Raw genomic sequence first — 13,143 nt, 5'->3', positions numbered from 1 at the left:
CTTAAATTTATCGAAATGTTCCTGTAGAACTCTCGGCAACGGGTTGAGACACACAATCCTCCCCTTTTCATGCAATGCACACAGACAATCTAAGGAGAATGTCATGGACACGAAAACTGACACTGCGGGCAAGTGTCCCGTTGCACATGGCCAGAACCCCCAGGGCAATACGCCGCGCGGTCGCTCGAACCGCGACTGGTGGCCAAGCCAGCTAAACGTTCAGATTCTGCATACCCACACGGCACTGGCCAACCCGCTGGGCAAGTCGTTTGATTATGCCGAAGAATTCAAGACGCTCGATCTCGACGCCGTGAAGCAGGACCTTCATGCGCTGATGACCGATAGCAAGGACTGGTGGCCGGCCGATTTCGGTCATTACGGCGGTCTTTTCATCCGCATGGCCTGGCACAGCGCCGGCACCTACCGCATCACCGACGGCCGCGGCGGCGCCGGCATGGGCCAGCAGCGTTTCGCACCGCTCAACAGCTGGCCAGATAACGTCAACCTCGACAAGGCTCGCCGCCTTCTGTGGCCGATCAAGCAGAAATACGGAAACAAGATCTCCTGGGCCGACCTGATGATCCTGACCGGCAACGTTGCGCTGGAATCAATGGGCTTCAAGACCTTCGGTTTCGCCGGCGGCCGTCCCGACGTCTGGGAGCCGGAAGAGCTGTATTGGGGTCCCGAAGGTAGCTGGCTGGGCGACGAGCGCTATAGCGGCGAGCGCGAGCTGGCCGAACCACTCGGCGCCGTGCAGATGGGCCTCATCTACGTCAACCCGGAAGGCCCGAACGGCAACCCGGACCCGCTGGCCTCGGCCCGCGACATCAGAAGCACGTTTGCCCGCATGGCGATGAACGACGAGGAAACCGTTGCGCTGGTCGCCGGCGGCCACACGTTCGGCAAGACCCATGGCGCCGGTGATCCGTCGCTGGTCGGAACCGACCCGGAAGGCGGCGAGCTGGAATCCCAGGGCCTCGGCTGGGCGAGCAAGCACGGCACCGGCATGGGCGCCGACACGATCGGCAGCGGTCTCGAAGTCACCTGGTCGCAGACGCCGACCCAGTGGAGCAACTACTTCTTCGAAAACCTGTTCGGCTTCGAATGGGAACTGACGAAGAGCCCGGGCGGCGCCCATCAGTGGCAGGCAAAGAACGCCGAAGCTTCGGTACCCGACGCGCATATCCCCGGCCGCAAGCATGTCCCGACCATGCTCACCTCCGACCTGGCGCTGCGTTTCGACCCGATCTACGAGCCGATCTCGCGCCGCTTCCTCGAAAACCCGGCTGAATTTGCCGACGCGTTTGCCCGCGCCTGGTTCAAGCTGACGCACCGCGACATGGGCCCGAAGGTTCGCTACCTCGGCCCGGAAGTGCCAGCCGAAGACCTGATCTGGCAGGACGTCATTCCGCCGGTCGATCATCCGCTGATCGACGATGCTGACATCGCCAACCTCAAGGAAAAGGTTCTGGCAACCGGCCTTTCGGTTCAGGAACTGGTGTCCACCGCCTGGGCTTCGGCGTCCAGCTTCCGCGGTTCCGACAAGCGCGGCGGTGCCAACGGTGCCCGCATCCGTCTGAGCCCGCAGAAGGACTGGGAAGTCAACCAGCCGGAACAGCTTGCCAAAGTTCTCCGTCAGCTGGAAGACATCCAGACCGCCTTCAACACGGCCCATGCCGGTGCAAAGAAGGTCTCGCTTGCCGATCTGATCGTGCTGGCTGGCGCTGCCGGCGTTGAAAAGGCGGCGAAGGCTGCTGGTCACGATGTCGTCGTGCCCTTCTCGCCCGGCCGGATGGATGCCTCCGAGGCGCAGACCGACGCCCTGTCGTTTGCAGCACTCGAGCCGCGCATCGACGGTTTCCGCAACTACGTGAACGAAAAGCGCACGCAGTTCATGCAGGCGGAAGAAGCACTGGTCGACCGTGCCCAGCTTCTGACCCTGACGGCACCGGAAATGACCGTTCTGGTCGGCGGCCTTCGTGTTCTGAACGTTGGCACCCCTGAGCATGGCGTGTTCACGACTGCCAAGGAGACGCTGACGAACGACTTCTTCGTCAACCTCCTCGACATGGGCACCGTCTGGGCACCTGTTGCCGGCGAGCGTGGCGTCTATGAAGGTCGCGACCGCAGCACCAGCGCGCAGAAGTGGACTGCCACCCGCGCCGACCTGATCTTCGGCTCGCATTCGCAGCTGCGCGCGATTGCCGAAATCTATGCCCAGGCCGATGCCAAGACGAAGTTCGTCAAGGATTTCGTGGCCGCATGGGTGAAGGTGATGAACGCAGATCGTTTCGACCTGCGCGCCTAAAACAAAACCGGCCGGACGCAACACACGTTGCGCCCGGCCGATCTCTTTCTGGCGTCAGCGCTGGCTGAAGAACGCCGAGAGAGCATCGATATCGTCGTCCTGAAGATATTTTGCGGCATTCACCATCAGATGGCTCGATGACGTGCCGCCACGAACGGCGCCTCGAAACAGATCGAGCTGCTGCTTCAGATAGGCGGCATTCTGCCCCGAAAGTTTCGGATAGGCAGGGTTCGCACCCCCCTTGTCATGACAGCTGAGACAGACGGGGATCTTGTCCGCAGACCGTCCCTTCTCGGCAAGCTGCCGCCCTCTTTCCACAAGTGCCTGATCCTTCGGCGGCATGTCGCGTTTCGGGCTTTGCTGGCTGGCATAGTAGCGCGCCAATTCCGGCAGGCTTTCCTCCGGGAGCGTCCCGACCGCGACACCCATGATACCGCTCGGCCGCCTGTTGTCGTGGTAGGCCTTCAGGCTTTCCAGCAGATAGGTCTCCGACTGTCCTGCGAGGCGCGGAATTATGCTGCCGTCGTTGAGTTTTGCCTCCGCATGACAGCTTTCGCAGGTGATCGGCAGCGGCGATACTTCGCCGGCGGTTCCCATGCCGTGCAGCCCGGACGCGGCGATATAGGCCTTGCCGTCCATCTCGGGCAGTTTGCGCAAGAACGCCACCATCGCCCAGACTTCGTCGTCGCGTGTCTGCACCGGCCAGGCCGGCATGCCGGTAAAGCGAACACCATGCTTGACGATCTCGAACAGCTGTGCGTCGGTCCAGGTCGGCACGACTTCCTTGAGATCCGGTGGCGGTGGCAGCATCGACAGCACGGCATCGGAACGGCCCTGCGCCGGCGACCCGTGACAGGTAGCGCATCCGCTTTCGAAATGACCGGCGCCCGCAGGCACCAGGGCCGGATTGTCGAGCGGTGGCGGATCGACGGACATTGAGGCAGTGCTGACCGAATTGCGCATTACCCAATGCAGGAACCAGTCGGTCGCCGCCCAGTGTCCGGTCGAGGCGCGCACGCTGATCAGGCCCGACCACGCGACGCCGAGGCCGAGGATCGGCGCAAGGATGGCAAGAATGATCAGATGCTTCCAGCGGATCGTCATCATGCGTTCCCCTCAAGCTCAGGAGCCGGATCATGCCTCAGCATGCCGGCGAGCAGCGCCACGCCGCCTGCAAGATAGACGATAGCACCAACCAGCAGCATCACCACACCGCCTGTCTGCTGATCGGCGAGTGCCGTCAGCGAAATGCCGAAACAGCTCACCTCGCCCGCCCCGTATAGCGGCCGCGGCGAAAGCGACAGGAGCGCGCCGAGCAGCGTCATATGCATCGAGGTAAACAAGAGGCCGAACGTGCCGGCAAGTCGACGCGCCTCGCGTCCCGATGCCGCACCGCCGAGACAGGAGAGCCACAGCGTCAGCCCGGCCGTGAGAAATACCATCTGCTCGAGAGCGGCGAACGGGACCGACCCTTCCGATAGCTCGCGCATGGCCGGAATATGCCAGCCCCAGACGGCAAACAGTTCCAGCACCGAGGCGAGCATCGGTGTGAGCCAGAGATGACCGGCCGTGAAATCGAAGCGGCTTCCGGACATGCCAAACGCGATCAGCGGCGACGCGATGGCAACGACACCCATATGGGCGACCATATGCACCGAGAACGAGCCGCGATCGGAAAACGGCATGATGCCGAACCAGAGCAGACCTAGGACCAGCGCCCCCGCGATCAGCGCAAGGCGTTTCATGGCTGGCACTCCGCAATGAAGATCAGCGGAATGGCCGCATAGACGACCGACACGAAGCTCAGGCCCGACAGCAGCAGCGTTGCAAACCCTTGGAACAGCGTGCGCGACGAGCGCGTCGGTTCGTCATGCGGCGCGTCCTTGGCACCGAACCCCCACTGGCGCCAGGCGAGATAGGCAGAAAGCACGATCATCGCGAGCGCGGCGAGTGTCACGACGACAAGCACGATCCGGACCGTGTCGAAGCTGAACGACGCCGGCAGACGCTTGGCGCAGAAAACCGCGACCGTCGCATAGCAGATGATGAAATGCAGCGCCCAGACCACGGGCGCCGTAAAAAGGGTCCAGAGAGTTTCGACCTCGCGGGGGATGACGCTCTTCATGATGCCACCAGCGGAAAGAGACCGAGCACGCCGAACGTGACGACGGCGGTAAACGCCATGAAATGCCAGTAGAGCGTGACGTTGCGGATATCCTGATCGTATTCGCCTGTCATGTTGCCGGTGAGGCTGCGGGCAAGGCAATAGAGCTGCATCACGACGCCGACCACGCCGTGGATGACGGTCCAGAGGGCAATCACCCAGACGGTGGCCGGATAGACGTTGGAGGTCGGGTCCATGCCGGTAAGATATGGACCGGCGAGACCGGCAAGCGAGGCGGCGATGGTAACGGCTGCGGCTGCAACGAGGGCCAAGCGGCAACCGACCGGGCCCTTTTCGTTCAGCTGCCGGGCCAGCATCGTCAGGCCCCAGGCGACAAGATAGAGCACCAGCGCCACCATCGGCCAGAACACACCCGGCCCGGCACTGACGCCGGTATAATCGTCATGCACCGTCCAGTAGAAGAAATAGCCGAAGATCAGGCTGGCAAAGGCGGTACCGTCCCCAACCATGGTGATGAACATCGCCCACCATCCGACGGACGCGGGGCCTGAAACATAGACCGGCAGGCTGAGGCCCAGCCCGACATCCGTCTCAGCCGTATCCGGGATCTGCGCCGTGCCCGTCCACAGCCAGTAGATGATGGCGACAAAGGTGATGATGGCGCAGATGATGGTGGGGATCCACCAGTGGAAAGTGAGCGCGATAAACACGCCGCCAAGCGCCAGCGCCGCGATGATGGTGACATAGGACACGCCGCCGACGCGCAGGCACTGCAGCGGCTTTGCATCGAGCACCGACGTGACCAGCGTCTCGCGCCGGCCGGATTTCGCGTCCGGCAGATAGAAGCGGCCCGCCTCGATATCGGCCTGCAGGTTCGGCTGGTCCCACAGCGGATAGCGGCTGGTGATGATCGGCACGGAGCGCATGCCCCAGCTCTCGTCCGGATCGTTGGTCCATTCCAGCGTCCCGGAATTCCACGGGTTGAGATTGCGTTCCGCAGGCTTGGGTTTCGGGCGGAAGATATCGATCACGAAGGTTGCCACGCCTGCCGCAAAGATGAAGGCGCCGATGGTCGAGACGAGGTTGAAAATATCCCAGCCGAATTCTTCCGGGTAGGTAAAGACGCGTCGCGGCATGCCCCGCAGCCCGGAAAAATGCATCGGGAAGAACGCGGTGTTGAAGCCCGTAAACATCAGCCAGAACGACACCTTGCCCCAGGTATCCGACAGCTTCTTGCCGGTCACGAAGGGGAAGTAATAGTAGATGCCGGCGACGATCGGGAAGAACATGCCGCCGATCAGCACGTAATGCAGGTGCGCCACGATGAAATAGGTGTCATGCGCCTGCCAGTCGAACGGAACGAGCGCCACCATGACGCCGGTCAGCCCCCCGATCACGAAGATGATCAGCCCGCCGGCCCCAAACAGCATCGGCACGGAAAAGATCACCCGTCCCGCAAGCATAGTGGCGATGAACACGAAGATCTGCACCCCGGTCGGGATCGCCACCGCTTCCGATGCCGCCGAGAAGAAGGCGAGCGAAATCTGCGGCAGGCCGGTCGCGAACATGTGGTGGACCCACAGCCCGAAACTCAGGAAACCGGTGCCGACGGCGGCCAGCACGATCCAGGAATAGCCGACGATCGGGCGCTGCGAAAACGTCGGCACGATCATTGCCATCAAGGCGATGGCCGGCAGGAAGACGATGTAGACTTCCGGGTGCCCGAAGATCCAGAACAGATGCTGCCAGAGCAAGGGATCGCCGCCGCGGGATGGATCAAAGAACGGCCAGTTGAACATCCGTTCCATCTCGAACAGGATGTCGCCGGCAATCAGCGGCGGGAAGGCAAACAGGATCATGCCCGCGACGATCAGCAGATACCAGGCAAACATCGGCATCATGTTGATGCGCATGCCGGGGGCGCGGCATTTCATGATGCCGACGATGATCTCGACCGCTGCCGCAATCGATGCCACCTCGATGAAGGAGAGGCCGAGCAGCCAGATGTCGGCGCCGATGCCGGCATATTCCTTGTCGGTGGCGAGCGGCGGATACATGAACCAGCCGGCATTGGGTGCCGCGTTGAAGAAGATCGAGCCGCAGACAAAGATGCCGCCGAGCAGAAAGCTCCAGTAGCCGAAAGCCGAGAGCCGCGGGAACGGCAGTTCGCGCGCGCCGAGCATGGAGGGCAGAAGAAAGATCGCGATCGCCTCGAAGATCGGCACCGCGAACAGGAACATCATGACCGTGCCGTGCAGGGTGAAGACCTGGTTGAACAGCTCGGCCGACATGAAATCATTGTTGGGAACGACGAGCTGCAGCCGGATCAGCAGCCCGAGAACGCCGGCAAACAGCATGAAGACGAATGCCGTGACGCCATACCAAAGCCCGATCTCGCTGTTGTTGACCGAGGTCCAGTAGCGCCAGCCCTTTGGCGTTTCCCAGGTATCGCGCAGCCTCTTTTCCTGGGCGGCGCGCTCCTCGGGCGAGAAATTTCCGAGTTCAACGCTCATCGAAGCCCCTTCAGATACTGTGCAATGCGATCGGTTTCGGCTTCAGGCAACATGTTGTAATGCGGCATCCGCACGCCGGGCTTGATGCCGGCGGGATCGCGCAGGAAGCGGGCGATATCGGCGGTCGAATTGCCAAGCGTTCCGGCCCCGACCGAACCGCGTTCGCCGAATGCAGTCAGATCCGGGCCGATGACGCCGCGCGCCTCGGTGCCGGAAATCGCATGGCAGGCGGAACAGCCGTGTTTCAGAAACAGCGCCAGTCCCTCGGCATCGCCGCCACCGGAAGCGCTGCGGCGGGAGGCGAGCCAGGCGTCATAGGCCGGCTTTTCCATCACCTCCACGGTAAAGCCCATCAGCGCATGCGAGGTGCCGCAGAATTCGGCGCAGACACCGCGATAGGAGCCGGGCTTGTCACCCTCCAGCGTCAGCACGTTGCGACGACCAGGGATCATGTCCATCTTGCCGCCGAGCACCGGGATCCAGAACGAATGGATGACATCGGGCGAGGTCAGCTGAAACGCCACCCGCTCGCCGACCGGCATGCGGATCTCGTTGGCGGTCTCGAAGGCGACAGAGCCGTCCGGATCGAGATAACGGACCCGCCACCAGTACTGCTCGCCCGTGACATCGATCTGTTGCAGCCCCTCACCGCCTCCCGAGAAAAACGGACGGACATTGGGCATCAGCCACATGGCGTAGGATAACAGCGCGCCAAGAACGATGCAGGGCATCACGGCGCCGCCCCATAGGATCAGCTTGCCCGCCCCCTGTTCGGAATGGGCGTTCTTCTTGCGCGCCGCATAAAACAGAAGCGCCACGACGCCGACCCAGATCACCGCGCCGCCGATCAGCATCGCGAAGAACAGTGTCGCGACACCCGCGGCTTCCCGTCCCGCGGGATCAAGCACCGACTGCACGCCGGAGCAGGAAACCATCAGCGGACAGAGGAGAATTAGGGAAAGGACTGCTTTCGCCGCAGGCAGAAGGGCGCGGACGATGACATCGTCGAAATAGGTTTGAGATCGGGTTGGCCGGCTGTCGCCGGTCACGCGGTCATCGTTCATTCTGCTCTTCACCCCCGGCTCGAACAGGCGCAATGCATGACTTCTAAATTTGTTCCCACCCCAAACGAAATTTTTTTACCCGGTGAAAACGATGAGCGTTAAGGGCCGCGTCTCATCGAACTTCATGACAACCGCTCGCGAAAAGGAACTATCGCCCTCTGGCTCCGTTACGTCACGTTCGTTGACGATCTCGCCGTCAAGCAAGGGAGCAGGTTGATATGAGTGCACCACGTGCCAACTGGAAAGGTCATATCAAGTTCGGCGAGGTGAGTTGCCCCGTCGCGCTCTATACGGCGGTTTCATCGTCGGACCGGATCAGCTTCAACATCCTCAATCGCAAGACCGGAAATCGCGTGCGCCGCGAGTTTGTGGACAGCGAGACAGGTGACCCCGTCGAGCACGACGACCAGGTGAAGGGCTACGAGACCGGCAGCGGCAAATACGTGGTGCTGGAGCCAGACGAGATCGCCGCCGCTATCCCCGAGAGCGACAAGACGCTCGATATCGACGCGTTCATCTCCTGCGCGGAGATCGACGACATCTATTTCGACAAGCCCTACTATCTCGCGCCCCAGAAGCTCGGCGAGGAAGCCTTTGCGCTTCTGCGCGACGGCATGAAGGAGGCGGGCGTCGCAGCGATCGCCAGCACCGTGCTTTTCCGGCGGTTGCGGACAGTGCTGATCCGTCCCCACGGCGACGGGCTGATCGGCACCACGCTCAATTTCGATTACGAGGTCCGCTCGACGGACAAGGCCTTCGAAGACGTGACAGAGGTCAAGATCGACAAGGAGATGCTCGAACTCGCTTCCCATATCATCGGCACCAAGAAGGGTAGCTACGACCCGACCAAGTTCGACGACCGGTATGAAGAAGCGCTGGCCGAACTGGTGAAGGCGAAGCTCGAGGGCAAGAAGATCCCGAAGCGGAAGGCCCCGACAGCCTCCAAACCATCCGATCTTCTGCAGGCCCTGCGTGAAAGCGCCGGCATGGGCGGCAAGTCCGGATCAACGGACAAGCCGAAGGCAAAGACCAAGGCGCCCGCCAAGCCGAAATCCGCCAACACCAACAAGACGCCACGCAAGACTGCCAAATCCGCACCATCATCCTCGACAAGCACGCGCCGCAAGGCCGGTTAAGGGAAACGACAGCCATGGCGATACGTCCCTACTGGAAAGGCTATCTGAAGCTTTCGCTCGTCACCTGCTCCGTCGAGATGACACCGGCGACCTCGGAAAGCGAGAAGGTGCGCTTCCACACGCTTAACCGCGAAACCGGCAACCGGGTGCAGAGCCACTACGTGGATTCGGTGACCGGCAAGCCCGTGCGCGATGACGATGAAGTCAAAGGCTATCAGCGAGGCGAAGACGACTACGTGATGCTAGAAGACGAGGAGCTCGACAATGTCGCGCTCGAAAGCACCAAGACGATCGATATCTCGACCTTCACGCCGCGTTCCGACATCGACTGGATCTGGCTCGATACCCCCTACTATCTGACGCCGAACGAAAAGGTCAGCGAAGAGGCATTCTCGGTGATCCGCGCCGCCATGGACAGCCAGGAGATGGTCGGCATTTCGCGACTGGTGCTCGGCCGGCGCGAACGGGCCGTTATGATCGAGCCCCGCGGCAAGGGCATCGTTCTCTGGACGCTGCGCTTCGGCGACGAGGTGCGCGAAGCCAAGGACTATTTTGACGGACTGGACAAGGCCGAGCCCGAGAAAGAGACATTGCCGCTGATCCGCAAGCTGATCGAACAGCAGACCCGCCCCTGGGACGCGAAATTCGTGACCGATCCGGTGCAGGACAATCTGCTCGACATCATCAAGTCGAAAAAGAAACAACGCCGCCCGACACCGAAAAAGGCCGAGAAGGAAGAGTCGGACAAGCCCAGCAACGTCATCGACATCATGGATGCGCTGAAACGCTCGCTGGCGGCAGACAAGCGGAAAAGCAAGTAGGCTAACGGCTTCTGGGGAACGGTGGCCTCAGGCTGCTGACAACCACTGAAGAAGCTACTGCTCAGGATGCAGGCGATACCTCGGTCGCGCAGGCCTTGAAAGTCCCCCAGCCGCGCGTTGCTTGACGAGAGCGACGCCCCACTTCCCTCATCCTCACCCTTGTGGCGGGGATCCAGCGACACGACGCCTGTCGGGTCGAAGACTCTTGTCAGCTCAAGGACTTGAGCTGACTGGATCCACGCCACAAGGGCGAGGATGAGGGGCGTTTGGGACTAGGCTCACTTTTCCAATTGACTGTAGAGTTGTTCAATAACAGCATTGTCAGCTGCGTGAGTAGGCCGAACGCCGGCCTACTGTCCTCACCACTCAACCTCGAGCCTCAACCTTCTTCAACCGCTTGATCGCCTCGGCAAGCGGCCGTTCGGCGTCGCAATAGTCTTTCCACGCTTCGCTTTTCGCAATCAGCGCCGGCACCGTATGAATGGTGAAGCGTTGCGGGTCGAGGTCGGCTTTGACCTGGCTCCAGGTGAGCGGCATGGACACGGTCGCACCCTCGCGCGCGCGCGGCGAAAGCGGCGCGACGGCTGTCGCCATGCGGTCGTTTCGCAGATAGTCGATGAAGATGCGGCCTTCACGCAGCTTCTTCGACATCTTGGTGAGATAGAGATCGGGATCGTCCTGCGCCATCAGGTTGGAAACCCGGTGCGCGAAATCCTTGGCTTCATCCCAGGTTAGTTCCTTGCGGCCGCCCGTCTTCAGCGGCACGACCACGTGCAGGCCCTTGCCGCCCGTCGTCTTGCAAAAGCTCATCAGCCCCAGTTCGTCGAGCCGATCGCGGATTTCCCGCGCCGCCTCGACTACCTTCGGAAAGGCGACATCGGGAGCGGGATCGAGGTCGAAGACGAGCCTTCCGGGAACCTCGGGCTTGTTCGGCTGGCAGTTCCATGGGTGCAGTTCCAGCGATCCGACCTGCGCGAGAGCTGCCAGTCCCTCGATGCGATCGACCTGCAGATAGGCCTTCTTGTCGCCATGGACCTTGACCAGTTCCAGAAGGTTCGATGTGCCCTGCATGGCATGCCGCTGGAAGAACTGCTCGCCGCCGATCCCGTCGGGCGCGCGGATGACCGAGCAGGGCCGACCCTTGATGTGCTCTATCATCCAGCCCGCGACCGATTCGTAGTAATGGCCGAGATCCTCCTTGGTAACAGGCGTGTCACCGTTCTGGGCATCGCTTGGCCAGAGCGGCTTGTCGGGATTGGAGAGCATCACGCCCATCACTTCCGCCTTGCCGCCCCTGCCGCGCGGCACCTTCGTGGGTTTCGCGCCGCTGGCGGTCTTTTCCGCCTTTGGCTGCGGCGTCTCCTGATCCGGTGAAGCCGGCTTTTCCGCCTCAACTTCATCAGCCGGCTTGTCTTCGCGCAGGCCCTTGAATGCCGCCTGGCGCACCTGACCATCATTGGTCCAGCCCGCGAACTGGATCTCGGCAACCAGCTCCGGTTTCACCCAATGCATGTCCTTGGTCTTCTTCGGCGCTCCGATACCGGTAAACGGACTTTTCTCGGCTGAAAGTGGTTCGAGCTTGGACATCAGATCCGCAGCCCTGCCCGCACCAAAACCGGTTCCGACGCGTCCGACATAGACGAAATGGTTGTCGCGATAGACCCCGGCGAGAAGCGAGCGGAACTTGCCTTCGGTTGTCGCATAGCCGCCGATCACCACTTCGTGGCCGGCCCGGCACTTGGCCTTGACCCAGGTGTCGCTTCGCCCCGACCGGTACGGCGCGTCCGCCTGTTTCGAGACGATGCCTTCGAGCGAGAGACGGCAGGCGGAACGCAGAACCGCATCGCCACCGGTTTCGAAATGGTCGACATAGCGGATCCGGGCGCCCGCTTCCGCCTCGGCAATCAACTGCGAAAGTCTCGATTTGCGCTCATCGAGCGGCATGTCGCGCAGGTCTTGGCCCTCGTTGAAGAGGAGATCGAAGGCGAAATAGACGAGATCGTCTGTCTTGTCCTCGGAAAGTGCCGCCTGCAGCGCTGCGAAATCCGGCGCACCGTCATGATCAAGCGCGCAGATCTCTCCGTCGATCACCGTATCCGGCAGAACTTCGGCATCCTCGGCAATCTGCGAAAACCGATCCGTCCAGTCGAGCCCCTTACGGGTCCTCAAGATGGTCTTGCCATCCTGCACGCGCATCTGAACCCGATATCCATCGAATTTGATCTCATGCAACCAGCCTTCTGCCGACGGTGGCCGGTCGCGGATCTGGCAGAGTTGCGGTGCGATGAAATCCGGCATTTTTTCCGAGGCCGGATTCGCCTTATCTGCGCTCTTGCCCTTACTTGCACTCTTGCTCCCAGCCTTCCGTTCGTCAGCCGCCAGCCCTTCGCTGCTGTCCCACACAGCATCCGCATCGACCGCGCTGCTGGTCAGCATGAAAGGTTTCGGCTTGCGTCCCTTGCCCGCAGCAATCGTCGCCATGTCGCGACCGGAAGCGACCGAGGTTTCCATCTCTTTCAAGACCGCATCGCCGTCCTTGTCGACCGAGTGATCGTCGTGATGCTTGATCAGCAGCCAGTTGGTGCGCTTGCCGCCATCGCGGTCCTTTTTCATCCGCACCAGCACGAAGCCGCCCTGCAGCCGTTCGCCATCCAGGATGAACTTGAAATCGCCCTTGGCGAGCGCCTTTTCGAGTGGGAGCGCGCCATCGACTTCCCAGTAACCCCGGTCCCACAGCATGACCGTGCCGCCGCCATACTCGCCTTTCGGAATGGTCCCTTCGAAATCGCCGTAATCGAGCGGATGGTCCTCGACCTCGACCGCAAGGCGCTTGTCCTGAGGATCGAGCGACGGGCCGCGGGTCACCGCCCAGGACTTGAACACGCCATCCATTTCCAGCCGCAGATCGTAATGCAGCCGCGTCGCATCGTGCTTCTGAATGACGAAGCGGCCGCGCTTGGACGGCCGCACTTTAGCGGCGCCGCTCGGCTCCTTGGTCTTCTTGAAATCACGCTTGCTGCGGTAGGTTGAAAGAGTATCGGACATGGAACGCTCCCGGCACGGCTAGGGAGTCCGAATGTCCCACCGGCGCAATAGTTCCACAACGCACGGTGGACGGATCGAACACCGTTAATCACCTCAACAGCAGGTGACAGAATGCCCTCGCCTTGCTGCCT

9 protein-coding genes are annotated in these 13,143 nt (G+C 61.7%); 3 read left to right on the top strand and 6 right to left on the bottom strand.

Features of this window, described 5'->3' with window-relative positions:
• Positions 1–103 precede the first annotated feature (103 nt).
• The gene (katG, locus tag ACQY1J_RS06080) at positions 104–2,308 is read left to right on the top strand and encodes a catalase/peroxidase HPI (protein ID WP_430250943.1); all 2,205 of its coding nucleotides are present in this window, start codon (positions 104–106) and stop codon (positions 2,306–2,308) included.
• 54 nt (positions 2,309–2,362) lie between these two features.
• On the opposite strand, the gene ACQY1J_RS06075 is transcribed toward katG, so the two are convergent.
• The 5 genes from ACQY1J_RS06075 to coxB are packed head-to-tail and all read right to left on the bottom strand — an operon-like array spanning position 2,363 to position 8,010.
• Positions 2,363–3,415, bottom strand: a complete 1,053-nt coding sequence (locus tag ACQY1J_RS06075) for a c-type cytochrome (protein ID WP_430250942.1) — start codon at positions 3,413–3,415, stop codon at positions 2,363–2,365.
• Complete coding sequence (locus ACQY1J_RS06070) at positions 3,412–4,053, bottom strand: cytochrome c oxidase assembly protein (protein WP_430250941.1); 642 nt, start codon at positions 4,051–4,053, stop codon at positions 3,412–3,414. Before ACQY1J_RS06070 ends, ACQY1J_RS06075 begins: the two co-directional genes overlap by 4 nt.
• Complete coding sequence (locus ACQY1J_RS06065; protein WP_062461668.1) at positions 4,050–4,433, bottom strand: hypothetical protein; 384 nt, start codon at positions 4,431–4,433, stop codon at positions 4,050–4,052. The genes ACQY1J_RS06070 and ACQY1J_RS06065 overlap by 4 nt, the downstream gene beginning before the upstream one ends.
• Positions 4,430–6,946 (bottom strand): cytochrome c oxidase subunit I, encoded by a 2,517-nt coding sequence (ctaD, locus tag ACQY1J_RS06060; RefSeq protein ID WP_430250940.1) that lies wholly within the window; start codon positions 6,944–6,946, stop codon positions 4,430–4,432. Before ctaD ends, ACQY1J_RS06065 begins: the two co-directional genes overlap by 4 nt.
• A complete protein-coding gene (gene coxB / locus ACQY1J_RS06055; RefSeq protein ID WP_192077785.1) occupies positions 6,943–8,010 on the bottom strand; it encodes a cytochrome c oxidase subunit II in 1,068 nt (355 codons plus the stop codon). The genes ctaD and coxB overlap by 4 nt, the downstream gene beginning before the upstream one ends.
• 218 nt (positions 8,011–8,228) lie before the next feature.
• Between coxB and ACQY1J_RS06050 the strand changes: the two genes are divergently transcribed.
• Together ACQY1J_RS06050 and ACQY1J_RS06045 are read left to right on the top strand one after the other, a co-directional pair.
• Positions 8,229–9,146, top strand: coding sequence for a Ku protein (locus tag ACQY1J_RS06050; protein WP_184654547.1), 918 nt, complete (start codon positions 8,229–8,231; stop codon positions 9,144–9,146).
• A gap of 14 nt (positions 9,147–9,160) precedes the next feature.
• A complete protein-coding gene (locus tag ACQY1J_RS06045; RefSeq protein ID WP_184654548.1) occupies positions 9,161–9,967 on the top strand; it encodes a Ku protein in 807 nt (268 codons plus the stop codon).
• A 366-nt stretch (positions 9,968–10,333) separates the two neighbouring features.
• Here the strand turns inward: ACQY1J_RS06045 and ligD are convergent, their stop codons facing one another.
• Positions 10,334–13,012, bottom strand: coding sequence for a DNA ligase D (gene ligD / locus ACQY1J_RS06040; protein WP_430250939.1), 2,679 nt, complete (start codon positions 13,010–13,012; stop codon positions 10,334–10,336).
• Positions 13,013–13,143 lie beyond the last annotated feature (131 nt).

The sequence above is a fragment of the Neorhizobium sp. DAR64860/K0K1 genome (assembly GCF_050500205.1).
Lineage (GTDB): Bacteria > Pseudomonadota > Alphaproteobacteria > Rhizobiales > Rhizobiaceae > Neorhizobium > Neorhizobium soli.
The sequence above is the reverse complement of the archived record's forward strand: the minus strand, read 5'-3'. Positions and strand labels throughout refer to the sequence as shown.